The organism is Salinicola sp. DM10 (genome assembly GCF_017306975.2).
Taxonomy (GTDB): Bacteria; Pseudomonadota; Gammaproteobacteria; order Pseudomonadales; family Halomonadaceae; genus Salinicola.
Genome location: NZ_JAFLEN020000001.1, coordinates 881,113 through 903,170, shown reverse-complemented (window position 1 = coordinate 903,170; position 22,058 = coordinate 881,113). Strand labels below are relative to the sequence as shown.

Here is a 22,058-nt window from a genome sequence, read left to right as displayed (position 1 = left end):
TCGGCGCCATGGCGAGCCCCCGGCGGTAAGAGTCGCGACGAACGACAGAGACAGGCGTGAGGCGCCAAGATGAGGCAGGTATGACCGAGATGAACTTCGACCGTATGGTCGCGCAGATGACCCCCGAGATGTACGAGAACTTCAAGCAGGCGATCCAACTGCGCAAGTGGCCCGATGGCCGCGTGCTCAGTGCCGAGCAGACCGAACTTTGCCTGGAGGCGGTGATCAAGTATGAAGTGATCCATGCGGTGCCCGACGCGCAGCGCGTGGGCTATCTGGAGCGTAACGAGTGCGCCTCCGGCGGCCACGATACGGCCGAGGAAGCGGCGCTCAAATGGATCAACTGATCCTCGCCGAGGGCGACACCCGGGTCAGCGGGCAGCTGCGCAAGCTGGACGCGCGGCTGCCCGAGTCGGGGCTGGCCGACTATCGCCTGCGCGCCGGCGAGACGGGGCTGGCGCTCAACGCGCGGCTGGGCCAGCGCCTGCGGCTGCACTACGCCGGGGCGATCCACTGCGTCCACTGTGGTCGGCACACGCGCAAGAGCTTCGGCCAGGGCTACTGCTACCCCTGTTTCAGCACGCTCGCCCAGTGCGATCTCTGCCTGGTGCGCCCGGAGACCTGCCACTACTTCCAGGGCACCTGTCGCGAGCCCGAGTGGGGCGAGCAGCACTGCTTCCGCCCGCACATCGTCTATCTGGCCAACGCCTCCGGGCTCAAGGTCGGTATCACCCGGGCGAGCAACACGCCGACGCGCTGGCTCGATCAGGGCGCGATCCAGGCGCTGCCGATCCTCGAGGTGGCCACGCGCCAGCAGTCGGGGCTGGTGGAGACGCTGTTCAAGGCCCATGTCTCCGACCGCACCAACTGGCGCGCCATGCTCAAGGGCGAGGTCGAACCGCTCGACCTGGTGGCCGAACGCGACCGTCTGCTGGCCGCGGTGGCGCCGGGGCTCGACGCCCTGCGCGCGACCCACGGCGCCGAGGCGATCCGCGCTCTGGATACCCCCGGGGTGGTCTCGATCGACTATCCGGTGCTGAGCTGGCCGCGCAAGATCCAGTCGTTCAATTTCGACAAGCAGGCGCTGGTCGAGGGCACCCTGACCGGCATCAAGGGGCAGTATCTGATGCTCGACAGTGGGGTCATCAACCTGCGCAAGTTTTCCGGCTATCAGGTCACCGTGGAAGCCGCCTGAGCGGGCGCTTACAGAGACGACAGCGGTCGTCGAATCCGTAAACGCCTTTTGAAAAAGCGAGCCCGCGGCGCTCAGCGCCGCGGCCGCTGCTCCAGCTGCTGCTCCATGCGCTTCAGAAAGACCGCCATCACCCGCTCGTAGAGCGCATCCTTGAGCACCACGTCCTCGACCCCGACATCCAGGTTGGGGTTGTCGTTGACTTCGATCACCACCACGCGATCGCCGATCTGCTTGAGATCGACACCGTAGAGGCCGTCGCCGATCAGCTTGGTGGCGCGTAGCGCCGCCTTGACCACGGCGGCGGGTACCTCCGACGGGTCGTGGGTGGTGAAGCCGCCGCTGCGGGTCTTGCCGCTGGAGTGGTCATAGATCTGCCAGTGGCCGCGCGCCATGTAGTAGCGGCTGGCGAACAGCACCTGGCCGTCGAGCACGCCGATGCGCCAGTCGAACTCCGTCGGCAGCCACTCCTGCAGCAGCAGCAGCGCCGAGGAGGCGAACAGGCGCGGGGCTTCCGCGGCCAGCTCTTCGCGTGAGCGAATCTTGACTACACCCTTGGAGAAGGCGCCGTCCGGCACCTTGAGCACCAGCGGATAGCTCAGGTTGGCGAGCTTGTCGTCGAGGCGTTCCAGATCGCTGCGGTGCAGCAGCTGCCCCCGAGGTGCCGGGATCTTGTGGGTGCCGAGCAGGGCGTGCAGATAGATCTTGTTGGTGCAGCGCAGGATCGACTGCGGGTCGTCGATCACCACCAGGCCTTCGTGCTCGGCCTTCTTGGCCATGCGGTAGGTGTGATGGTCGAGCCGCGTGGTCTCGCGGATGAACAGGGCGTCGAACTCCGCCAGGCGCCCGGCGTCGCGATGGGTGATCAGGCTGACATCGATGCCCAGGCGGCGGCCGGCGCGAATGAAGCGCTTGATCGCGCCGCGGTTGCTGGGCGGCAACTGCTCCTGCGGGTCGACCAGTATGGCCAGATCGAAGCGGTAGCGACGGCGTGCCCGCGGCGTGCGCCACACCTTGGTCGAGTGGCGGTTGAGGGCGCTGGCGAAGGCATCCTCTTCGCCGCTCTTGAGCGCGGTCAGCGCCAGCGGCTTGAGCCGCGCCAGGCGCCAGCTGCCGTGGCGCTTGTCGAAGCGCGCCTCCAGCAGCGGGTGGGGCAGGCGTTCGAACAGCCGCCGCGCCAGACGCGCCAGCTCCGGCGTCTGACACTCGCCGAAGAATACGCGCAGGGTCAGGCTGTCGCCGGCCAGGGCACCGCGCTTGTCGAGCTCCGCCAGCAGCGGGTCGAGAGCGGCCAGCTGCATGTCGATCAGCGCCTTGCGCGAGAGCTGATTGAGCGTCTCGACGCTGGGCAGCACCCGCTGGGCCCGGGCCTGGGCCAGCAGCGAGACGTAGTAGCCGGTCTCGAGATAGTCGAGATTGGCGCACAGGTTGATCACGTGCGTGGCGTCGTCCGCGCTGGCGGCCGCATCCAGGGCGAGGAAGTCCTCGGCGCTGATCAGATCCTCGGAAGGGTAGTAGGGCTGCCAGTCGGCCAGCCGGTCGACGACGATGCGCAGGCGTGACATGAATCGGAAACTCCTCGGTGACTGGAGGGCAGGGTGAGGCCGGGCGACACTGGCCGGCGGCTTCGGAGCCGCGGGTGGGCGCTCAGCATGCGATGCGCGAGTAACGGCGACAAGTCGTTGCCGGCGTGAAATAATTTCATCATAGCGTCGCCGCGCTTCGGGGTCGCCCGTCGCGTGAGCGCCAACGCGTTCCGCCAGGTTCGCCTAGCCTCTTAGACTCGAGTGTCATCATGCTTCGCACCCTCCGCCCCGGGCGTGCCGCCGATCGCGATGCGCTGTTCCAGCTGGAAGAGCGCTGCTTCGAGGGCGACCGTTTCAGTCGCCGCCAGCTCGCCCATCTGCTGACCCGGGCCAATGCCCTCTCGCTGCTCGCGGTGAGCGAGTCCGAGCAGGTGATCGGCTACGGCACATTGCTGTTCCGTCGCAACAGCCGCATGGCGCGACTCTACTCTTTCTGTGTCGACCCCGAGGCGCGCGGCAGCGGTCTCGGCCGCGAGCTGCTCACGGCACTCGAGGCCGCCGCCCGCGAGCGCGAATGCACGCGCCTGGTGCTGGAGGTGCGCGCGGACAACCGGGTCGCCATGGGGCTCTACCGGCGCATGGGGTTCATGGCCCATCGCTGGATCGACGACTACTACGCCGACGGCTGTGCCGCCTGGCGCATGGACAAGGAGCTCGCGGCGCCGGCCAGCGCCGCCGAGTCGCAGACCTGATGACCACCGGTGTGTCACCGCACGCCGTCTTTTTTGGTGAGGAGTAGCTATGCCGTCTTTCGATATCGTTTCCGAGTTCGACCGTCACGAAGCGACCAACGCGGTCGATCAGGCCAACCGTGAAATCCAGACTCGCTTCGACTTCCGCGGCGTCGATGCCAGTTTCACCCTTGAAGGGGAGACCGTCGCGCTGGAAGCGGACGCCGAGTTCCAGCTGCAGCAGATGATCGACGTGCTGCGCGCGAAGCTGATCGCCCGCGGCATCGATCCGCGCTGCATGGAGGTCGAAGAGGCCCAGACCTCGGGGGTCAAGGCGCGCCAGCAGATCAAGCTCAAGCAGGGGCTGGAGCAGGCCGACGCCAAGGCGATCGTCAAGCAGCTCAAGGATGCCAAGCTCAAGGTGCAGGCGGCGATTCAGGGCGACAAGGTGCGCGTCAGCGGCAAGAAGCGCGACGACCTGCAGCAGGCCATCGCCCTGCTCAAGGGCGAGAGCGGCCCGGACCTGGCGCTGCAGTACAACAACTTTCGCGACTGAACACGTCGGACATAGAGGGCCCGCTTCTCGCTCGGCGCTATCAGCCGCATTGGCGTTTTCCATGGGGGTGGATTGGAGCGAGTCGGGCGGCCTGGTTTACACTAGGTATCGATTGGCCTCGGTCTGCGGGCGTGCACTGCCTTCGCTAGGCGACGACTCCCGTCTGATCCCGAGGCCCCGAGTTCGCCGACCCTGGGGATGTCCGGCATGCGCAACGCCATTTTCGTCACTCTTGCCGCCATCAGCTTTGCGCTCGGCGTCATCGGGCTGTTCTTGCCGGTCATGCCCACCACCTGCTTCATGCTGGCCGCGGTCTGGCTCGCCTCTAAGGGCTCGCCGCGGTTCGCCGACTGGATTCGTCACCACCCGCGCTTCGGCCCGCCGATCCTCTCGTGGGAGCGTGAGCGCGCCATCCCCAAGCACGCCAAGATCATGGCCGTGATCATGTTGGCGGCCTCCTGTGTGATCATCGCCTTCACGGTCTCCCTGCTGGCGCTGAAGATCGGCCTGATCCTGGGCCTGGCGGCGCTGGCGGCGTGGATCGTCACGCGCCCGCTGCCGAGCCTGCAGTGCCCGGTGCGCGAGCTGTGGGAGGAGAAGTCGGTCTCCGAACGCCGCTGAGGTAGGCTTTGTAAGAAAACTACCTGCGCTCGGCAATACGGCGTTAAAAATCGGCTCAAAATACTCATTTACAACCCGTAAACTCCGCGTTTTCGCCGATTTTTGCCTTGTCTTGCCTTCGCTCGCTGACTTTTCTTACAAACCCCTAGCCGCTGACGGCTGCACTGATTCGATATCGCTGCGTCCAACTGGTTAGAATGGGGCCAGTCCGGGGCGCGACCCGGGTTTGATGCTGGGTCGCGCGCCCGCGGCCTTGCACGGAAGCGGCTGCACCGTCGACTTTCCGTACCGGGCCTGTTCATTTTTTCGTCTCGTGTCATCCCGGCCGATGTGGTTTGCGACATCGGTTCCCGGATTGCCTTTTTCGACCAGGAGCGTTGCCATGTCTGAGATGCAAGCGACCTATCTCAAGGATTATCTGCCGCCGGCGTATCGCGTGACCCACACCGAGCTCAGCTTCGATCTCGACCCGACGGCGACGCGAGTGAAGGCGCGTTTGCATCTGGAGCGTCACCCTGAGCGCGAGGCGGGGCTGCCGCTGGTGCTCGACGGCGAGGGCCTGACGCTGAAGCAGGTCGCCATCGACGGCCAGCCCCTTGAGGCCGATGAGTTCGAGGCCGACGCTCACAGCCTCACCATCGCCCGGGTGCCCGAGCGCTTCCGCCTGGATACCGAGGTGGAGATATCGCCGGATGCCAACACCGCGCTGGAAGGGCTCTACCGCTCCAACGGCATGTACTGCACCCAGTGCGAGCCGGAAGGCTTTCGCCGCATTACTTTCTATCCCGACCGCCCGGACGTGATGGCGACCTTCTCGACCACGCTGATCGGTGACCGCGAATCGCTGCCGGTGCTGCTCTCCAACGGCAATCCGGTGGAGCAGGGCGAGCTGCCCAATGGCCGGCACTTCGTCACCTGGGAGGACCCGCACCCCAAGCCGAGCTATCTGTTCGCGCTGGTCGCCGGCAGCCTGGAGAAGGTCGAGGATCACTTCACCACCCAGAGCGGCCGCGAGGTGCTGCTGCAGATCTGGGTCGAGCCGGAGAATCTCGACAAGACCGACCATGCCATGGCGTCGCTCAAGCGCTCGATGCGCTGGGACGAGGAAACCTACGGCCGCGAGTACGACCTCGACCGCTTCATGATCGTCGCCGTCAATGACTTCAACATGGGCGCGATGGAGAACAAGGGGCTCAACATCTTCAACTCGGCGGCGGTGCTGACCCATCCGCAGACCGCCACCGATGCCGCTTTCCAGCGGGTCGAGGGGATCGTCGCCCACGAGTACTTCCATAACTGGTCGGGCAACCGGGTGACCTGTCGCGACTGGTTCCAGCTATCGCTCAAGGAGGGCTTCACCGTCTTCCGCGACCAGACCTTCTCCGCCGACGTCAACTCGGCCCCGGTCAAGCGGATCGAAGACGTCTCCTTCTTCCGCACCGCCCAGTTCGCCGAGGATGCCGGCCCCACCGCCCACCCGGTGCGCCCGGATCACTACATCGAGATCTCCAACTTCTACACCCTGACCATCTACGAGAAGGGTGCCGAAGTGGTGCGCATGCTGCGCCATCTGCTCGGCTGGGAGGATTTCCGCCGCGGCAGCGATCTCTACTTCGCGCGCTTCGATGGCCAGGCGGTGCGTATCGAGGATTTCGTCGCCTGCATGGCGGAGGTCTCGGGGCTCGACCTCGATCAGTTCATGCGCTGGTACGCCCAGGCCGGCACGCCAGAGATCGACGCCCACGGCGAGTATGACTACGCCACCGGCGAGTATCATCTGCGCCTCTCCCAGCGCACCCCGGCAACCCCGGAGCAGAGCGAGAAGCTGCCGCTCCACGTGCCGATCCGGCTGGGCCTGGTGGGAACCAAGTCGGGTCACGACCTGACTCTCAAGCTCGCCGATGGACAGGGCGGCAGCAAGACCCTGGGCAAGGATGCGGTGATCCATCTGCGCGAGGCGGAGCAGACCTTCGTCTTCCAGGATGTCGAGGAGGCGCCGGTGCCGTCACTGCTGCGCGGTTTCTCGGCGCCGGTGAAGCTGCGCTATCCCTACTCGCGCGAGGAGCTGGCCTTCCTGCTGACCCACGACAGCGATGGCTTCAACCGCTGGGATGCCGGTCAGCGCCTGACCATGCTGGCGCTGGACGATCTCATTGCCGCGCACCGCAACGGGGTCGAGAAGGTCATGGACGTGCGCCTGGTCGAGGCCTATCGCAGCCTGCTCGACGAACCCGGTGACGACCAGGCGGTGCTGGCGGAGATGCTGACGCTGCCCTCGGAGGCCTATATCGCCGAGCAGCAGCCGGTGGTCGATGTCGACGCCATCCATGCCGCGCGCGAGTTCGTGCGTCAGTCGCTGGCCTGGGCGCTGCGCGATGCCTTCCTCGCGGTCTATCGCGACAACCAGACCGACGAGCCCTATGCGCCGACGCCCGAGCAGATCGGTCGGCGCAAGCTCAAGAACGTCGCGCTGGCCTATCTGATGAGCATCGCCGACGACGAGGCGATCGCCCTGACCCAGGCGCAGTTCGCAGAGGGCGGCAACATGACCGACGTGCGCGCCGCGCTGACGCTGCTCGCCCACAGTGATCGCAGCGACCTGGCCGAGCCGGCGCTCAAGGCGTTCGGCGAGCAGTGGGCCCACGACCCGCTGGTGATGGACCAGTGGTTCACCATCCAGGTCACCCGCCCCCAGCCGGACGTGATCGAGCGCGTGCGCTTTTTGATGGAGCATCCGGCGTTCTCGCTCAAGAACCCCAACAAGGTGCGCGCCCTAATCGGCGCTTTCGCCCAGAACCGGGTCAACTTCCACCGTCTTGACGGTCAGGGCTATCGGCTGCTGGCGGACGTGGTGATCGAGCTCAATCGTCTCAATCCGGAGATCGCGGCGCGCATCATCACCCCGCTGACCCGCTGGCAGCGTTTCGACGAGGCGCGCCAGGCGCTGATGAAGGCCGAGCTCGAACGCATCCGCGGCGAGAAGCTCTCGCCCAATGTCTACGAGATGGTCGAGCGCGCGCTGGCCGACGCCTGATCCGGCGCCGCTGCAACACAAAACGGCCGCTCATCGAGCGGCCGTTTTTCTGTGCTGCCCCGAACGGCGCGACCGTGAAGCCGCGCCGATGACTGTCAGCCGATGTGGGTCAGGCGTCTTGGATCAAGAGTAGTGCACGTACATCGTCTTGTTCTTGACGTAGGCCTCCAGCCCGTACTTGCCGTCCTCGCCACCGAGCCCGCTGTTGCGGTAGCCCTTGTGGAAGCCCTGGACGGATTCGCCGGCCCCGCGGTTGACGTAGATCTCGCCGAAGTCGAGCTCCCGGGTCAGCGCCATCAGATGGCGCACGTTCTGGGTGAACACATAGGCCGAGAGGCCGTACTCGGAGGCGTTGGCGTAGGCCATCGCCTGTTCGAAGTCGTCGATCTTCATGATCGGCACCACCGGCCCGAAGATCTCCTCCTTCATGATCTGCATGTCGTTGTCGACGCCGGTGAGAATGGTCGGGGCGTAGTAATTGCCCTTGTCGTAGTCACCACCGCTCAGGCGCTTGCCGCCGGTGAGCAGCTGTGCACCGTCACGCTGGGCCTGCTCGACCATGGCGTGGATCTTATCGAGTTCGGCGGCGTTGATCTTGGGCCCCATGTCGACGTCTTCGTCGGTCAGCGGGTTGCCCACCTTGAGCGCTTCGACGCGCTGCTTGAAGCGTTCGAGGAAGCGGTCGTAGATGCCGGACTGGACGTACATGCGCTCGTTGCAGGTACACACCTGGCCACAGTTGTCGAAGCGCGAGGCGATGGCGGCATCCACCGCCGGGTCGAGATCGGCGTCGTCGAGCACGATGAACGGCGCCTTGCCGCCCAGTTCCAGGCGCACGATCTTGAGATGCTCGGCGGCCGCCTTGTTGATCTCGCGGCCCCCGCGCACGCTGCCGGTCATGCTCACCAGCTGGGTGATCGGGCTGGTGATCAGCTGATTGCCGATATCGCGCCCGCGGCCATTGACCAGATTGACTACCCCCGGGGGAATGCCCGCCTGGCGTGCCAGCTCGACGATCTCCAGCGCAGTCAGCGGGGTCTCTTCCGAGGGCTTGAGCACGATGGTGTTGCCCGCGGCCAGCGCCGGGCCGAGCTTGCGGCCGATCAGCGCGGCGGGGAAGTTCCAGGCGGTGATGCCGACCACCACGCCGTGGGGCACCTTCTGAATCCAGATCTGCTCGTCGGGGTCGTCCGCCGGGATGATGTCGCCCTCCAGTCGGCGGGTGTTCTCGGCGGCGAAGCGGATCAGATTGGCGCACATGCCGACATCGGCATCGGCTTCGTCCAGCGGCTTGCCCTGCTCGGTGGTGATCAGCCGCGCCAGGCGCTGGCGCTGTTCGAGAATCAGCTCGACCAGCCGGTAGAGGTGATCGGCGCGCTCCACCGCGGTCTTGCGCGACCATGCCGGGAAGGCGCGCTGAGCGGCCTCCAGGGCACGGTTGGCCAGCGCCTCGTCGGCCAGGGAGACACGCGCGATGATCTCGCCGGTGGCCGGGTTGAGCACGTCCAGGCGCTCGCCGCCGCCGGTGGTCCATTCGCCGTCGATGAACTGGTTGTAGAGATCGACACCTTCGTGGGATGACTTCATTGACTGGGTCATGCTCGACGCCTCCTTGTCGGTCCTGCGGCGCCCGCGGGCGCCGCCTCGTGTATCCGGACTCTCAAGGTGGTAGAGGAAGGGCGGACTGACAAGCCGCACCCCAAAGCGCCACAGGATTGGGCACGTCGGCAGCAGGATGATGCCGACGCCTGTCCTACTGGATCAGCCAGCCCAGCACCAGCAGCCCCAGCAGCAGGCCGATCACACCGCCGACCACGCCGCCGCGCAGCAGGGCGCGTACGCCGCTGATCAGCAGTAGCACGCCGATCACCAGCACGCCGAGGCTTAACAGCGAGTCGCTGATGCCCAGCGCCTGGGTGAGGCCGTCGACGAAGCCGTCCATCGCGCGCCACAGGCCGCCGAACACACTGTCGAGCAGGCCGACGACGGTGCGAATGACGCGGCCGATGGCATCGCCGAGCCAGTGAAAGAATCCATCCATGGGGTCGTTGTCCTGTTCCGAGGCACGGCGTACGAGCCGCCGCGCAAGCTATGAATATCAGAGGTGGGCGTTCGCTGTAGACGTCAGGTGTCAGGTGCCGAGCTGCTGGTCGCGCAGCCACTGGATCTCCTGGGGCCAGATCGTCGGCTCGATGGTCTCCAGGATCAGCGGGATATCGTCGGTGCGTGGGTCGCGCATCAGCGCGGCGAAGCCCTCGCTGCCGATATTGCCCTGGCCCAGGCTGTGGTGGCGGTCGACGCGGCTATTGAAGGCGCTCTTGGCGTCGTTGAGATGCATACCGCGCAGATAGCGCAGCCCCACCACGCGCTCGAAGGTATCGAGCATGGCGGTAGTGTCGGCGGCGCTGCGTAGCTCGTAGCCGGCGGCGAAGGCGTGGCAGGTATCGATGCAGGCGCCGACCCGCGACTTGTCCTCGACCTGATCGATGATCTCGGCCAGATGCTCGAAGCGAAAGCCCAGATTGGTGCCCTGGCCGGCGGTGTTCTCGATCACCGCGACGACGAACTCGGTCGCCGCGTGGGTCTGGTTGATCGACTCGGCGATTCGCGCCAGGCAGTCGCTCTCGCTGATCTTGTTGAGATGGCTGCCGGGGTGAAAGTTTAGAAGCTCGAGCCCCAACTGCTCGCAGCGCTGACACTCGTCGAGAAAGGCGGCGCGGGACTTGGCCAGGCCCTCCGGCTCGGGGTGGCCCAGATTGATCAGGTAGCTGTCGTGGGGCAGGATCTGGCCGGGGCCGAAGCCGTGGGTGTCACAGGCGCGCTTGAACGCCTCGATGGTCTTCGCCTCCAGCGGCTTGGCCTGCCACTGGCGCTGGTTCTTGGTGAACAGGGCGAAGGCGTTGGCGCCGATCTCGGTGGCGCGGCTCACCGCCTGGTCGACGCCGCCTGCGGCACTGACGTGCGCTCCGATGGTTTTCATGGCTTCTCTACTCTTCACTCGTCGTGGGTCGCTGGGCTTCGAGTTTAACAGCCGCCAGCGCCGGCGGCTGCGCGCGGTCGCTCATCCGTCCAGGTGCAGGCCGGTATTGATTTCGCGCAGAGCTTGCCATGCCGCATCGCGGGAGAAGGGCGCCTGGCGCGGTGGATCGTAGACCTCCCCGTTGCTGCCCTCGACGATCAGATCGACGGCGTAGCAGGTCGCCGCGATCACGCGGCGATAGCTCTCGACCTCGCGAAAGTGGTTCATGCCGGCGTCGCTCTGCGTGAAGAGAGTGGCGTCATCCCCGCCGAGTGGGCTCGGGCCCGGCTGGCGCTGGGCGTTGGCAGGCAGGCGCTGACACTGGCGCACCGCCGCCGGGTCGCGGCTGACACCCAGGCGCCAGAGCCCGGTGGTGATGGCGTTCGAGCCGGGCAGGGCGAGCGTGATCAGCGTCTTGCCGGGGGCCGAGGCGTCGAGCTGCCAGCTGCCGTTGTCGAAGTAGCCCCCGGTTGCCGGTGTGTCGGCGTTGCCGTCGACGCGCTCGAGCGTCGCCGGGTAGGCGAGGGTCACGCCGGTCTCGGCGTCATGGAAGGTGCGCTGCGCCTCACCGCTGCCGGCGGCGGCGCTCTGTGTTTGGGGCTGACAGCCGGCCAGCAGCGCCGCCGCGACGCCTGTTGCGGCCAATATCGCGGCGACGCGCATTGGACTGTGCTTGCGCAGCGATCGTGAAAGCTGAATCATCGAAGCATCACCTCCGCATGGGCACTGGCGTGCCGAGTGTCGAAACCGGCAGTCTATAAGCTAAAGCCTGAGGCGACAGCCGCCGATACAAGATCTGAGGGTAATCCCTCTCAACCGAGAACAGGAAATAGGGAGTCTCCTATGGATAGTGCAGTCAATGCTGTCGTCGGTGCCGGAGTCGCGCTGCAGCAGTTCAATCAGGATCAGGACATGCAGGCGTCGCTGCTCAAGCGCTCGCTCGACAATCAGTCCGCGCAGGTCGCGCAGCTGATGGACTCGATGGCGCCGGAGCCCAAGCTGGCCGCCACTGGTACCGTTGGCACCCAGATCAACACCTACGCCTGAGCAATGGTGGGGTCGTCACTCGGCCGAGCCGGGCGTCGATCCCTGATCGTGTGACAACGCCAAGATGCTGCCAATGATCGACGTGCTGCGACGATGAATGTGTGTCGTCCTGTCCTGCAGCACTACCGAACCGTGACTCTGGCGATATATGACCTGGGGTTGCGGTTTTTTTCTATCGCACGCTCGACGGATATCGAGCACTTTTTTCGATAAGCATATTGACGCGTATAACGGCTCTCGCTTTTAATCGAAAGGGCCGCGAATGTCGTTCAGACACGCCGGCATTTCTGCCGATTTTCGGCATTTTCCCTGGACGCGATCATGACCCTATTCCATCGCCCGACTTTTTCGATGTTCTCGATCAATGTGCGCCAGCACAATCGTCGAGTTCGTCGTTGTGTCGCGCGCCTGGGATAGCAGATCGTTATCGGCCGCGACGAGTATCGCGGCCGATAGAGAGTGGAAAATCCACCCCGCCATGATCGCGATACTTGTCCGGCCTCCGCCTGAAGGAGTGGACAAGTATGACGCTCAAGACTCTCATCGATGCGCTCAAGGCCCGCCTGGCCCTGGCACGTCGCCGCCGGCAGGACTGGCGCGCGCTCTCCCATCTCGATGCCCACATGCTGCGCGATCTCGGTCTACGCGCGGAGCAGGGCACGATCGTGCCGATCGCCACTGAACCGACGCAGGCTGCGATGCCGGCATCGGCAATCACCGATAGCCAGAAGACAGCGGCTGCCGAGGCGCCGCAAAAAGTAGTAAGAGTGTGTCGATATTGTGGAGAAACGCTCGCTTAGCGAAGCCCCGGTCACGCTGTGTGGCCGGGGCTTTTCATTACCCTGAAACGTGGATTCATCGACCTGGCGTGGGCAGGAATTGCCCGCGCTATTGGTGCTTGTGTGGCATCAATAGCCCACACTCGAGGACGCCGGGGAGACGTCCTTTTTATACCGCGACACCGTCTCGATCGCGGCCCGACGCAGCAGGCTGATATCGATACCCACGGCGATGAAGTCGAAGCCCCATTCGGCGTAGCGCTTGGCGTCCGCTTCGGCCGGCGCCAGGATGCCGGCTGCCTTGCCTGCGGCCTTGGTGACCTCCAGGGTATGGCGGATCATCGCCTGGACGTCGGGATGATTGGGGTTGCCGACATGGCCGACGCCGGTGGAGAGATCGATCGGCCCGACGAAGATCGCATCCACGCCTTCGGTGGCGGCGATCGCGGCGGCGTTGTCGACCCCGGCACGGGATTCGACCTGGACGATCAGGCACAGCGTCTCGTGGGCGCGGGCGAGATAGTCGGGGATCGCGTCCCAGCGCGTGGCGCGGGTGAGGCCACCACCCACGCCGCGGAAGCCGCGGGGCGGGTAGCGGGTCGCCGCGACCAACTGCGCGGCCTGCTCGGCGTTATCGACCATCGGTACCATCAGCGTCTGGGCGCCGATATCGAGCAACTGCTTGAGCAGCGCCGGGTCGTGATTGACGCAGCGCACCACCGGCGCGCAGGGGTAGGGCGCCACCGCCTGCAGCTGCGCCAGGATGCTGGGCACCGTATTGGGTGCGTGCTCACCATCGATCAGCAGCCAGTCGAAGCCGGTGGTGGCGAGTATCTCGGTGGCATAGCCGGTGCCGAAGCCGGCCCAGCAGCCGTAGCGGGTCTGCCCATCCAGCGCGGCGTAAAACGGATTGTGCGGGAGCTGCATGCGTATCGGTCCTTGGTGGTCCGGCGTCCGGCGACGCCGGTGTCAGGATGGTGGCCTCAGTGGGCCAGCCCCATCTGTTTCATGATCTCGCCGAACTTGGCATCGTCCTCGGCCATCAGGGTCTCGAAGTCGTCGGCATCACGCCACACCACGCCATAGCCCTGCTTGGCCATGAAGTTCTGATAGGCATCGCTGTCGTAGGCCGTCTTCAGCGCCGTCTCGAGCCGCTTCACCACCGCCTCGTCGAGCCCCTTGGGGCCGACCACACCGCGCCAGGCGCCGAGGCTGAAGTCGCTGCCGAGCTGCTCGTGGAAGGTGGGGATGTCGGGAAAGCCGCTCAGGCGCTCCGGGGTCATCACGCCGAGGCTACGAATCTCGCCGGCCTCGATCATGGCGCGCGCTTCCGGCAGCGAGGAGGCGACCACGTCGATGCTGCCGGAGGCGAGCTCGGTCATCGCCGGTGCCGACCCCTGGCTGGGAATCCAGGTCAGCTTGCCGGCGGCGATGCCCTGATCCATCAGGAAACCGTTCAGGGCCACGTGCCAGATGCCGCCGAGACCAGTGCCAGAGGCGGTATAGGTGCCCGCCGGGTGGGATTTGACCTGCGTCACGAAATCCTCGAGGTCCTTGAAGGGGGATTCCTTGCCCACCGAGAGGCTGGCCGAGTCGAAGTTGATCTGGCCGATCGGGGTAAAGTCCTGGTAGGTCAGGCTGGTGAGCCCCTGCCAATGCATCATGTCCAGCTCCACCGTGGCCAGGCCCAGAGTGTAGCCATCCGGGCGGGCGTTGGCGATGGCGGTGTGACCGACGACACCGCTGCCCCCAGTGCGGTTGACCACGTTGATCGTCTGGCCCAGTTCCTGCTCCAGCGCGCTGGCGATGATCCGCGCGGTGGCATCGGTGCCGCCGCCGGCGGCCCAGGGCACGATCAGGGTGATGGGCTTGTCGGGATACTCCGCCCAGGCCGCCGGGGAGGCCACCACGGCGGCGGCGAGCAGGAGCTTCAAGGTGCGCTTGACGTTCATGGAACCTCTCGGGGGATATTTTGGGCGCGGGCGGCGTGCCGGCGCGGAATGGGATGAGATGACTTTTGCACACAAAGTCATATCAAGCCGGCAGGGCGGGCACAATTGCGCCAACGTCTAAGAGGGTATTTACAAAATGCCTGCGCTCGACAATACGGCGTTGAAATCGACCTCAAAATACTCATTTACCCCTTGTAAACTCCGCTTTTTCGGCCGATTTCGCCTTGTCTTGCCTTCGCTCGTCGAATTTGTAAACACCCTCTAAGAGGGTGTTTACAACCCCGCTGACTATGGGTGCCGGGGGCAGGGCAAAGCGAGTGTCCTTGGCCAGGGATGGCAAAGGTAGCGCCCAGGGAGGGGGTCACAGCGCCGGCCAGGGGCGCTGCCGAGATCGTCCCGGCGCAGGGCGCCGGACCGAATATCTCGAGGGGAAAAAGCGTTACTGCGAGTCGATGCGCTGGCTGGCGCTGGTGAAGCCCATCAGCGAAAGATCCATGTCGAGGCGCTTGCCGTCCGGGGCGATGGCGCTGACGGTGGCCTTGTTGCCGCCACGCAGCTGGGCGAGCAGCTGCGGCGACAGCGCCAGATTGGCGCGGCAGCCCTGCTGCAGGCAGACCTGATAGGGCATGCCCACCGGCTCGTTGTCATCCACCTGCAGCTGGATACCCGGTGCCAGGCGCACGCCCAGTGGCAGCAGGAAGACCATGACCGGGCCATCGGCCTGGGCCGGGTGGCCGACCATGGCGCGCATCAGCGGATCGTTGCTGTCGGGGTTGTTGACTATCTGACTCATCACGCAGCTCTGGCGCTCACCGCCCTTGGGGCAGCGCACTTCCCAGGACTGGAACTGCTGGGTATCGACCTGCGGTGCGCTCGGCTGCTGAGCTTGAGCCGGCGTCATGATGGCGGCGGCCAGCGGCAGCAGCGAGGCGAGCAGGGTACGGCGCAAAGACATGGCATTTTCCTGTGTTGTGATCGGTCACGCGGTGTCATGCATGAGTATGGTCGAATTCACGCGAGGCGTGAGACGGCGTTCACTTCATTCCAGCACGCCCGATGTCGGAGTGGCCAGTCGCGGCCTGGGCGACGCCGGTCGGTGTCGGTTACGCCCTCAGGGCGCCACCGGCACGCCGCGATTTTCGAACACCGGTCGCAGCACGAAGTTGGAGTGAACGCCGGAGACGCCCTCGATCGGCGTGATGTGCTGCAGCAGAAGCTGCTGATAGTCGTCCATGTCCTCGACCCGGATCTTGAGCTGATAGTCGACCTCCTGGCCGGTGATCATCAGGCACTCCTGGACCTGGGGCAGCGCCGCCACCTGACGCTCGAAGTTGGCGAAGCGCTCCGGGGTGTGGCGATCCATGGAGATGTGCACCAGTGCCATTAGCCGATAGCCGAGCTGGCGCGCGTCGACCAGGGCGCGGTAGCCGAGGATCAGGCCGCTCTCCTCCAGCGCGCGCAGGCGGCGCAGACAGGGTGAGGGCGACAGCCCGATGCGTTCGGCCAGTTCCTGATTGCTGATCCGCCCCTCCTGCTGGATCAGTTCGAGAATGCGCCGGTCGTAGCGATCGAGTGCGAGAGTCTGTGGCGTATTCATTGGCAATATCCGTCTGGTTTTTCGTTTCCGTTGGCAGATTATGCCATCTGGCGTCGAGAAAGATCGATCTTCGCAATGTCCTGTCGGCATAAAAGCCGTACACTGTCTCTGCTGCCACAAGCAGCTTAGGGCCGGCTCCCGCATCCGGGGTCCGGCCCCCTTTCCGCCGCCATCCGCGGCGGCTCAACAGCGGGGCTCGCGCCCACGGCGCGCCCCACAATCCGTCGGCTCTATTTACCTCGTCAGGATGGTTGCCATGTCTGCCTTCGATCATCGCGCCTTCGATCACAGAAAATACCGCCCGGCTCCCCGGGTACCCGCCTTCGACCGCCAGTGGCCGGATCGTGATCTCGATCACGCCCCGATCTGGGTCAGCGAAGACCTACGCGATGGCAACCAGGCCCTGCTCGAGCCGATGAGCGTGGCCCAGAAGCAGCGTTTCTGGCACCAGATCGTCAAGGTCGGGATCAAGGAGGTGATGGTCGGCTTCCCCTCGGCGAGCCAGCCTGACTACGACTTCGTGCGCTGGCTGATCGAAGAGGATCAGATCCCCGAGGACGTCACCATCGCCGTGCTGGTGCAGTGCCGCGAACACCTGATCGAGAAGACCTTCGAGTCGCTGGTCGGCGCCAAACGGGCGATCGTCCACCTCTACAACTCCACCTCCACCACCCAGCGCGAGCGGGTGTTCGAGATGGACCGCGCAGGGATCGTCGATATCGCCGTGCAGGGGGCGACCTGGGTCAAGACCTACGCTGCGCGCTATCCGCAGATCGAGTGGTGCTTCGAGTACACGCCGGAGAGCTTCTCCAGCACCGAGATCGACTTCTCGCTGGAGATCTGCGAGGCGGTGATGGATGTCTGGCAGCCGACCCCGGACAACAAGTGTATCCTCAACCTGCCGACCACGGTCGAAGTCGCTGGACCGCACCACCACGCCGATCAGATCGAGTACTTCTGCCAGCACATCAAGAATCGCGACAGCGTGATCATCTCGGTGCACACTCATAATGACCGTGGTGGTGCCGCGGCCTCCGCCGAGCTCGCGCTGCTGGCGGGTGCCGAACGCGTCGAGGGGACCCTGCTGGGCAACGGCGAGCGCACCGGCAACATGGATATCGTCACCCTGGCGATGAACCTCTACAGCCAGGGGATCGACCCCGAGCTCGATCTCTCCAACCCGGACGAGATCATCCAGGTGGTGCAGGAGTGCACCGGTATCGCGATGCATCCGCGCCACCCCTGGGTCGGCGAGATGGTCTACACCGCCTTCTCCGGCAGCCACCAGGATGCCATCCGCAAGTCGCTCAAGAAGCAGCGCCCCGATGAGCCGTGGCAGGTGGCCTATCTGCCCATCGACCCGCGCGACATCGGCCGCGACTACCAGGCGGTGATCCGCGTCAACAGTCAGTCCGGCAAGGGCGGGATGGCGTTCCTGCTCGAGCGCGACTACGGCATCAGCCTGCCGCGCTGGATGATGCTGGCGCTGGCGCCGTACGTGCAGAAGGAGAGCGAAGTGCGCGCCAGCGAGCTCTCCAGCGAGATCATTCGCCAGGTGATGTTCGACAACTTCCAGCGCGAAGCGCCGCTGTCGCTGGCCGACTACCGTCTCTCCAAGGGGCAGGAAGAGGGCATCGAGGTGACCCTGTGGCAGGGTGCCGAGACCCTGCGCCTGTCGGGCAAGGGCAACGGTGCGATGTCCTCCTTCACCGATGCCTGGCAGCGTCATACCGGTACCAGCGTGGGGATCATCGACTACAGCGAGCACTCGCTGGGCGGCGACAGCGACGCCAATGCCATCGCCTTCGTCCAGCTCAATGTCGGCGGTCAGCGTATCTGCGCGGTGGCCGAGGACAGCGATACTGTCAGTGCCTCGCTCAAGGCGATCCTCTCCGGGATCAACCTGGCCGAGGCCCAGGGCGCGCCGCAGAGCACCGAGGCCCGCGCGACCACCGTCGACTGAACGTCACCGACATCCACGACGCAAGACGAGAAGGGCGCCCACTGGGCGCCCTTCTGCGTTGTCGAGGTCGTCTCGCGGTGAGCTCGGTTCAGGGGTAGTTGGGCGGCAGCAGCGTGCGCAGGTCGTTGTTGAGCGGCAGCTCGAAGCTGGTCGCGCCGAGGATGGCGCGATCGGCGATACGTACCACCCGAGCGTTGACGAACAGCCGATCCTGGGCCTGGGCGTAGGTGCCCACCAGCACCGCGCTGGCATCGTAGTCCTGACTCAGCCGCTGCACGTTGCGCGACAGGATCAGTTCGCCGGTGTTCTCTTCGATGTAGAGGCTGTTGCGCAGCTTGACCTCGATCACCTGCATACCCGATTCGACCAGCCGCGAGACGAACATCTCGCTCAGGGTGCGGCCCAGGGTCGAGGATTGCCCCAGGTGGTCGACGTCGACGAAGGTGGTGGCGACCAGCGGTGCGCCGTCATCGAGCCGCCCGCGGCTGTTCTCGACCAGTGCCTTGGCCGCCGCGTCGACCCGCTCCAGCGTGGTCGGCTGGTGCGGGCGGCCGTTGGGGTCGAGCATCGAGCAGCCTGCCAGTGCCGCCAGCACCAGCACCAGCAGCCAAAGCCGAGCGCAGCCGGATACGGACATTGCGGAACTCCCTGTGCTGCGCCTTACCATTGTGACGATACCTTGAGCTGGCCCCGCTCGGCGGTGGCGGCCGGCGCACGGCCATACTGGCCGCTATCGCCGGGGTTGATGTAGTAGAGATTGGAGGAGGAGTAGAGCAGGGTCTGATACTCGTCGGCCTGCACGGTGATGATCACCTCTTCGTCGCTCTCCGAGGTCCAGCTGCCGCTGAACAAGTCGACCAGCCCGGCGGCGGGAATCAGCGCCAGCGAGGGTTCGTACCACTGGTTGAACGGAATCGTCGCCACCGCGATGCCCGCCGCCAGCGCGGTCAGCGCGCCCTGGGGAGGACGGATCGGCTGGCGATCCCGGTGCGTCACGACCTGCACGTCGAAGGTGACGGTGGCCGCGCCGAGATCGCTGGTCCTGACCGTAGCACCCTGTTTCACCAGCTCGCTGGTCAGCAGCGAGCGAAAGCCGCGGCTGAAAGCGGTTTCGGTCTCCGGGGGCTTGAGATAGAGCGCGCGCCGGTCGAGCCGGCGGTCGGCCATGATGGCCTTGGCCTCGTGGCGCGCCAGCACCTCCCAGTGATAGGCGGCCTGCATGCGCTGCTGGGTGGTCGCCGGGTAGGTGGTGGCCAGCGGGGCCTGGGAGGTGTTGACGCCGAAGCAGCCGCTCAGTAGCGGCAGGCCGCAGAGCAGCACCCAAGGTTTCAATGACATGTGTAGAGAGTTCCTGTCCGATCGCCGCGGCGTCTTGGTGTATGGGGCTTTCGGAAAGTATCGGCGGGCACGCGCTCGGCTTGAGCGCGGCCGGGGGAAAATCGTTTCCAGGGCGAGGGTTTGCGCCCTCTGGTGGCTGTCTAGCGTTCGCCGTCGCTGCGGATCTGCGCATGACTGATCAGCGCGAAGATGAAGGTGCCGCCGAAGACGTTGCCCAGCAGCGTCGGCAGGCCGAAGTGGAAGAGGTACTCGGACCAGCCGGCGTGGCCGGAGAAGACCAGATACATCACCTCGGTGGAGCCGACGATGATATGGGTGAACTCGCCGATCGCCACCAGGTAGGTGACGATCAGGATCACCCAGATCTTGGCGCTGCCGGCGCTGGGCAGCAGCCACACCATGGTGGCGATCATCCACCCGGCGACGATGCCCTTGGCGAACATCTGCATCGGCGTGTTCTCCAGGATATGCTCGCCCAGGGTGAGAAACGCCTGATGGGTCTCGGCGGAGAAGATCGGCAGGGCGAGGATCGCCCAGGCCGAGATCGCCACCCCGACCAGGTTGCCGAGCAGCACCACGCCCCATAGCCGCAGCAGACACAAAAACTTGCTTAGGCGCGGCTGGCTCATCGCGGGCAGTACCGCGGTGACGGTATTCTCGGTGAACAGCTGCTGGCGCGCCATGATCACCACCAGAAAGCCGATGGTGTAGCCGAACGACTCGACCAGGAAGCCGACGTCGGTATCCGGCAGATGGGCCCGCAGCAGCCCCTTGGCGAGCATCGAGAAGCTCATCGACAGGCCGGCGGCCACCGCTGACCACGCCAGCGCGGAGACGGTGCGGTTGAGCTCCTTCTCGCCCTCTTCGCGGATCTTCTCGTGGACCGCGGCGGCGCGGGAGGGAAGATTGTCGCCATCGAGCTGCAGGTCGTGCTCCTCCTGTTCATCGCGGACGCGGCTGGGCGGGGTCAGGTCGTTGGGCTTGTTCAAGGTCGGATCCTTCCGAGCGATGGACGGGACGCACGGCATGACCGCCGCGCGCGAACTAGTCGTGGCTACGACGGCGGTCATGCTGGAACGTGTCTGATGTTGAAACGATAGCGGTAAATGAGACAGGGAGATAGCCACGAATGTCGGCAGTCAGCGCGACCATTCTGACCTACCCGGGCATGGCCTGGCTGGTAGGCAGCCCGATTGGCCTGGAGCGCACCTTCCATGGCCGACCGGCGGGGCTTCGCACCCGCGCCGGTGACCGCCTGGGGCGGCTGAGGGTGCATCTGCGCGGTCTGTCGACGCTGTGCGAGTTTCAGCCGGCATCCGCCGGCGACAGCTGAGTGTCATCTCCGGCCCACCCCGCGCTCGCCGTCGGGCGGCGACGAGAATGCTTGTCATCCTCGTGCTAGCAGCTAGAGTGGGCGCTCTTGCCGGGATGACGAGGTTGCGATGCAGGGCAGAGGACGTCCGCCGTTTTGGGTGCTGATGGGCGCAGTCATGCTGTCGCCCTTGGCCATCGATATCTACCTGCCTGCCTTGACTGCGATGGCGCGCGAGTTCGAGCGTCCGTTTGCTGCGCTCCAGGTGACCATCACGCTGTTTTTGCTCAGCGTGGGCGTCGGACAGGTTCTGGTGGGGCCGCTGGCCGACCGTTTCGGCCGCCGACCGGTGCTGCTCGGCGGCGCCCTGACCTATTTCGCCGGCGCCCTGATGGGGCTCGGCGCGGCGACCCTGGAGTGGCTCTACGCCGCCCGCGTGCTGCAGGGGCTGGGCGCCTGCGCTACGGTCACAGTGGCTTTCGCGTCGGTACGTGACAGCTACCCGCCGGAGACCGGGGCCAAGCTCTATAGCTATTTGAACGGCTCGCTGACGCTTGTGCCCTCGCTCGCCCCGGTGATCGGTGGCGCGCTCACCGTAGCCTTCGGCTGGCGCAGTAACTTCGCTTTCATGATGGGGTTCGCCGCGCTGCTCTGCCTCGGTGCCTGGTGGCGCTTCGGCGAGACGCGGCCTGCCGATACCCCGATCGAGCGCAGGCTCTACCGCTGGTCACGCTATCGTCCGGTGCTCGCCCACCCGCGCTTCCTCTATTATGCGCTGTTGGTGAGCACGATGATGGCGGCGATTCTGGTCTACGTTTCGGCTGCGCCGGTGATCGTGATGGGGCGGCTGGGCCAGCCCGAGTGGGTATTCAGCCTGTGGTTCGGCGCCAACGCGCTGGTGAGCACCTTGGCGTTCTTCTTCGTGCCACGCCTGATGCATCGCTGGGGGCGCCAAGCCACGGTGCAGCGCGGGCTGCTGGTGGTAATGGGTGGGGGGCTGTTGATCACCGCGCTCTATCTGGGCGTGGCGCTCTCGGTGGCCACTTTCATGGCGCCAGTGGCACTGCTGTCGGTGGGCTTCTCGATGATATTGGGCTCCGCGGCCAGCCTGGCGCTGGAGCCGTTTCCGGAGCGCGCCGGCACCGCCGCCGCGTTGCTCGGGGCGATTCAGCTCGGCGGCGGGGCGATCGTCGCCACCCTGGCGCTGATGACGCCGCTGGCGCCTCAGTTCACGCTCACTGCGCTGTGCACCGGCGGCGGGCTGCTGCTGTGGTGCCTGGCGCGGCGTTGGGGTTGAGGGCGGCGAGGCAGCTCATAGCGGCCTGGCGTCGCCACGGCGAGCAGCCGTTGCCGCGGCGGGCTGCTAGACTGCATTGCGGTGACAGCGGAAG

Annotated in this window: 23 protein-coding genes; 11 read left to right on the top strand and 12 right to left on the bottom strand. The window is 65.6% G+C overall.

From position 1 onward, the window contains the following. Nucleotides 1–80: 80 nt before the first annotated feature. Nucleotides 81–347, top strand: coding sequence for a YeaC family protein (locus J0A90_RS03995; protein ID WP_207036983.1), 267 nt, complete (start codon nucleotides 81–83; stop codon nucleotides 345–347). Then, a complete protein-coding gene (locus J0A90_RS03990; RefSeq protein ID WP_051895686.1) occupies nucleotides 335–1,195 on the top strand; it encodes a DUF2797 domain-containing protein in 861 nt (286 codons plus the stop codon). Before J0A90_RS03995 ends, J0A90_RS03990 begins: the two co-directional genes overlap by 13 nt. 71 nt (nucleotides 1,196–1,266) lie before the next feature. Here the strand turns inward: J0A90_RS03990 and J0A90_RS03985 are convergent, their stop codons facing one another. Beyond that, nucleotides 1,267–2,757: a RimK family protein gene (locus J0A90_RS03985; RefSeq protein WP_207036984.1), complete on the bottom strand. Its 1,491-nt coding sequence runs from the start codon at nucleotides 2,755–2,757 to the stop codon at nucleotides 1,267–1,269. A 230-nt stretch (nucleotides 2,758–2,987) separates the two neighbouring features. On the opposite strand from J0A90_RS03985, the gene J0A90_RS03980 reads away from it, so the two are divergent. The 4 genes from J0A90_RS03980 (at nucleotide 2,988) to pepN (ending at nucleotide 7,660) form a co-directional block, all read left to right on the top strand. Beyond that, on the top strand, nucleotides 2,988–3,470 hold the full coding sequence (locus J0A90_RS03980) for an N-acetyltransferase (RefSeq protein WP_207036985.1): 483 nt from the start codon (nucleotides 2,988–2,990) through the stop codon (nucleotides 3,468–3,470). Nucleotides 3,471–3,519: 49 nt separating this feature from the next. Beyond that, nucleotides 3,520–4,005 (top strand): YajQ family cyclic di-GMP-binding protein, encoded by a 486-nt coding sequence (locus J0A90_RS03975; RefSeq protein WP_207036986.1) that lies wholly within the window; start codon nucleotides 3,520–3,522, stop codon nucleotides 4,003–4,005. 207 nt (nucleotides 4,006–4,212) lie between these two features. Further along, entirely contained in the window at nucleotides 4,213–4,626 is a 414-nt protein-coding gene (locus J0A90_RS03970; protein ID WP_370635719.1) for a YbaN family protein, read from the top strand. A gap of 382 nt (nucleotides 4,627–5,008) precedes the next feature. Further along, a complete protein-coding gene (pepN, locus tag J0A90_RS03965; protein ID WP_207036988.1) occupies nucleotides 5,009–7,660 on the top strand; it encodes an aminopeptidase N in 2,652 nt (883 codons plus the stop codon). A gap of 123 nt (nucleotides 7,661–7,783) precedes the next feature. Here pepN and aldA read toward each other — a convergent pair whose 3' ends face one another. The 4 genes from aldA to J0A90_RS03945 all read right to left on the bottom strand — a co-directional run bounded on the left by aldA (nucleotide 7,784) and on the right by J0A90_RS03945 (nucleotide 11,381). Beyond that, complete coding sequence (gene aldA / locus J0A90_RS03960; RefSeq protein ID WP_233076478.1) at nucleotides 7,784–9,259, bottom strand: aldehyde dehydrogenase; 1,476 nt, start codon at nucleotides 9,257–9,259, stop codon at nucleotides 7,784–7,786. 154 nt (nucleotides 9,260–9,413) lie between these two features. Continuing rightward, nucleotides 9,414–9,701, bottom strand: coding sequence for a hypothetical protein (locus tag J0A90_RS03955; RefSeq protein WP_207036989.1), 288 nt, complete (start codon nucleotides 9,699–9,701; stop codon nucleotides 9,414–9,416). A gap of 90 nt (nucleotides 9,702–9,791) precedes the next feature. After that, nucleotides 9,792–10,640, bottom strand: a complete 849-nt coding sequence (gene nfo, locus J0A90_RS03950; protein ID WP_207036991.1) for a deoxyribonuclease IV — start codon at nucleotides 10,638–10,640, stop codon at nucleotides 9,792–9,794. Nucleotides 10,641–10,721: 81 nt separating this feature from the next. Continuing rightward, entirely contained in the window at nucleotides 10,722–11,381 is a 660-nt protein-coding gene (locus tag J0A90_RS03945) for a hypothetical protein (protein WP_207036993.1), read from the bottom strand. A 141-nt stretch (nucleotides 11,382–11,522) separates the two neighbouring features. On the opposite strand from J0A90_RS03945, the gene J0A90_RS03940 reads away from it, so the two are divergent. Both J0A90_RS03940 and J0A90_RS03935 read left to right on the top strand, forming a co-directional pair. Further along, complete coding sequence (locus J0A90_RS03940; RefSeq protein ID WP_035471105.1) at nucleotides 11,523–11,726, top strand: putative motility protein; 204 nt, start codon at nucleotides 11,523–11,525, stop codon at nucleotides 11,724–11,726. A gap of 524 nt (nucleotides 11,727–12,250) precedes the next feature. Then, nucleotides 12,251–12,526: a DUF1127 domain-containing protein gene (locus J0A90_RS03935; RefSeq protein WP_207036995.1), complete on the top strand. Its 276-nt coding sequence runs from the start codon at nucleotides 12,251–12,253 to the stop codon at nucleotides 12,524–12,526. Nucleotides 12,527–12,634: 108 nt separating this feature from the next. Here J0A90_RS03935 and J0A90_RS03930 read toward each other — a convergent pair whose 3' ends face one another. The 4 genes from J0A90_RS03930 to J0A90_RS03915 all read right to left on the bottom strand — a co-directional run bounded on the left by J0A90_RS03930 (nucleotide 12,635) and on the right by J0A90_RS03915 (nucleotide 16,054). Beyond that, the gene (locus tag J0A90_RS03930; protein ID WP_207036997.1) at nucleotides 12,635–13,432 is read right to left on the bottom strand and encodes an HpcH/HpaI aldolase/citrate lyase family protein; all 798 of its coding nucleotides are present in this window, start codon (nucleotides 13,430–13,432) and stop codon (nucleotides 12,635–12,637) included. A gap of 56 nt (nucleotides 13,433–13,488) precedes the next feature. Beyond that, complete coding sequence (locus J0A90_RS03925; protein WP_207036999.1) at nucleotides 13,489–14,457, bottom strand: tripartite tricarboxylate transporter substrate binding protein; 969 nt, start codon at nucleotides 14,455–14,457, stop codon at nucleotides 13,489–13,491. Between the two features lie 439 nt (nucleotides 14,458–14,896). Further along, entirely contained in the window at nucleotides 14,897–15,412 is a 516-nt protein-coding gene (locus tag J0A90_RS03920) for an invasion associated locus B family protein (RefSeq protein WP_207037001.1), read from the bottom strand. Between the two features lie 156 nt (nucleotides 15,413–15,568). Next, on the bottom strand, nucleotides 15,569–16,054 hold the full coding sequence (locus J0A90_RS03915) for an Lrp/AsnC family transcriptional regulator (RefSeq protein WP_207037003.1): 486 nt from the start codon (nucleotides 16,052–16,054) through the stop codon (nucleotides 15,569–15,571). Between the two features lie 256 nt (nucleotides 16,055–16,310). Here J0A90_RS03915 and J0A90_RS03910 point away from each other — a divergent pair, with 256 nt between their 5' ends. Then, on the top strand, nucleotides 16,311–18,017 hold the full coding sequence (locus tag J0A90_RS03910; protein WP_207037007.1) for a 2-isopropylmalate synthase: 1,707 nt from the start codon (nucleotides 16,311–16,313) through the stop codon (nucleotides 18,015–18,017). Nucleotides 18,018–18,105: 88 nt separating this feature from the next. On the opposite strand, the gene J0A90_RS03905 is transcribed toward J0A90_RS03910, so the two are convergent. The 3 genes from J0A90_RS03905 to J0A90_RS03895 form a co-directional block, all read right to left on the bottom strand. Continuing rightward, entirely contained in the window at nucleotides 18,106–18,654 is a 549-nt protein-coding gene (locus tag J0A90_RS03905; protein WP_207037008.1) for a FlgO family outer membrane protein, read from the bottom strand. 23 nt (nucleotides 18,655–18,677) lie between these two features. Further along, entirely contained in the window at nucleotides 18,678–19,355 is a 678-nt protein-coding gene (locus tag J0A90_RS03900; protein ID WP_207037009.1) for a hypothetical protein, read from the bottom strand. A gap of 140 nt (nucleotides 19,356–19,495) precedes the next feature. Continuing rightward, complete coding sequence (locus J0A90_RS03895; protein WP_233076477.1) at nucleotides 19,496–20,344, bottom strand: formate/nitrite transporter family protein; 849 nt, start codon at nucleotides 20,342–20,344, stop codon at nucleotides 19,496–19,498. A 140-nt stretch (nucleotides 20,345–20,484) separates the two neighbouring features. Between J0A90_RS03895 and J0A90_RS03890 the strand changes: the two genes are divergently transcribed. Together J0A90_RS03890 and J0A90_RS03885 are read left to right on the top strand one after the other, a co-directional pair. Next, complete coding sequence (locus tag J0A90_RS03890) at nucleotides 20,485–20,688, top strand: MgtC/SapB family protein (RefSeq protein ID WP_207037010.1); 204 nt, start codon at nucleotides 20,485–20,487, stop codon at nucleotides 20,686–20,688. 109 nt (nucleotides 20,689–20,797) lie between these two features. Beyond that, a complete protein-coding gene (locus J0A90_RS03885) occupies nucleotides 20,798–21,964 on the top strand; it encodes a multidrug effflux MFS transporter (RefSeq protein ID WP_207037011.1) in 1,167 nt (388 codons plus the stop codon). The last annotated feature ends 94 nt before the right edge of the window (nucleotides 21,965–22,058 follow it).

Coding starts and splice junctions, on each gene's coding strand:
- J0A90_RS03995 (WP_207036983.1), top strand. CDS start 81: ATGACCGAGATGAACTTCGACCGTATGGTCGCGCAGATGACCCCCGAG.
- J0A90_RS03990 (WP_051895686.1), top strand. CDS start 335: ATGGATCAACTGATCCTCGCCGAGGGCGACACCCGGGTCAGCGGGCAG.
- J0A90_RS03985 (WP_207036984.1), bottom strand. CDS start 2,757: ATGTCACGCCTGCGCATCGTCGTCGACCGGCTGGCCGACTGGCAGCCC.
- J0A90_RS03980 (WP_207036985.1), top strand. CDS start 2,988: ATGCTTCGCACCCTCCGCCCCGGGCGTGCCGCCGATCGCGATGCGCTG.
- J0A90_RS03975 (WP_207036986.1), top strand. CDS start 3,520: ATGCCGTCTTTCGATATCGTTTCCGAGTTCGACCGTCACGAAGCGACC.
- J0A90_RS03970 (WP_370635719.1), top strand. CDS start 4,213: ATGCGCAACGCCATTTTCGTCACTCTTGCCGCCATCAGCTTTGCGCTC.
- pepN (WP_207036988.1), top strand. CDS start 5,009: ATGTCTGAGATGCAAGCGACCTATCTCAAGGATTATCTGCCGCCGGCG.
- aldA (WP_233076478.1), bottom strand. CDS start 9,259: ATGACCCAGTCAATGAAGTCATCCCACGAAGGTGTCGATCTCTACAAC.
- J0A90_RS03955 (WP_207036989.1), bottom strand. CDS start 9,701: ATGGATGGATTCTTTCACTGGCTCGGCGATGCCATCGGCCGCGTCATT.
- nfo (WP_207036991.1), bottom strand. CDS start 10,640: ATGAAAACCATCGGAGCGCACGTCAGTGCCGCAGGCGGCGTCGACCAG.
- J0A90_RS03945 (WP_207036993.1), bottom strand. CDS start 11,381: ATGATTCAGCTTTCACGATCGCTGCGCAAGCACAGTCCAATGCGCGTC.
- J0A90_RS03940 (WP_035471105.1), top strand. CDS start 11,523: ATGGATAGTGCAGTCAATGCTGTCGTCGGTGCCGGAGTCGCGCTGCAG.
- J0A90_RS03935 (WP_207036995.1), top strand. CDS start 12,251: ATGACGCTCAAGACTCTCATCGATGCGCTCAAGGCCCGCCTGGCCCTG.
- J0A90_RS03930 (WP_207036997.1), bottom strand. CDS start 13,432: ATGCAGCTCCCGCACAATCCGTTTTACGCCGCGCTGGATGGGCAGACC.
- J0A90_RS03925 (WP_207036999.1), bottom strand. CDS start 14,457: ATGAACGTCAAGCGCACCTTGAAGCTCCTGCTCGCCGCCGCCGTGGTG.
- J0A90_RS03920 (WP_207037001.1), bottom strand. CDS start 15,412: ATGTCTTTGCGCCGTACCCTGCTCGCCTCGCTGCTGCCGCTGGCCGCC.
- J0A90_RS03915 (WP_207037003.1), bottom strand. CDS start 16,054: ATGAATACGCCACAGACTCTCGCACTCGATCGCTACGACCGGCGCATT.
- J0A90_RS03910 (WP_207037007.1), top strand. CDS start 16,311: ATGTCTGCCTTCGATCATCGCGCCTTCGATCACAGAAAATACCGCCCG.
- J0A90_RS03905 (WP_207037008.1), bottom strand. CDS start 18,654: ATGTCCGTATCCGGCTGCGCTCGGCTTTGGCTGCTGGTGCTGGTGCTG.
- J0A90_RS03900 (WP_207037009.1), bottom strand. CDS start 19,355: ATGTCATTGAAACCTTGGGTGCTGCTCTGCGGCCTGCCGCTACTGAGC.
- J0A90_RS03890 (WP_207037010.1), top strand. CDS start 20,485: ATGTCGGCAGTCAGCGCGACCATTCTGACCTACCCGGGCATGGCCTGG.
- J0A90_RS03885 (WP_207037011.1), top strand. CDS start 20,798: ATGCAGGGCAGAGGACGTCCGCCGTTTTGGGTGCTGATGGGCGCAGTC.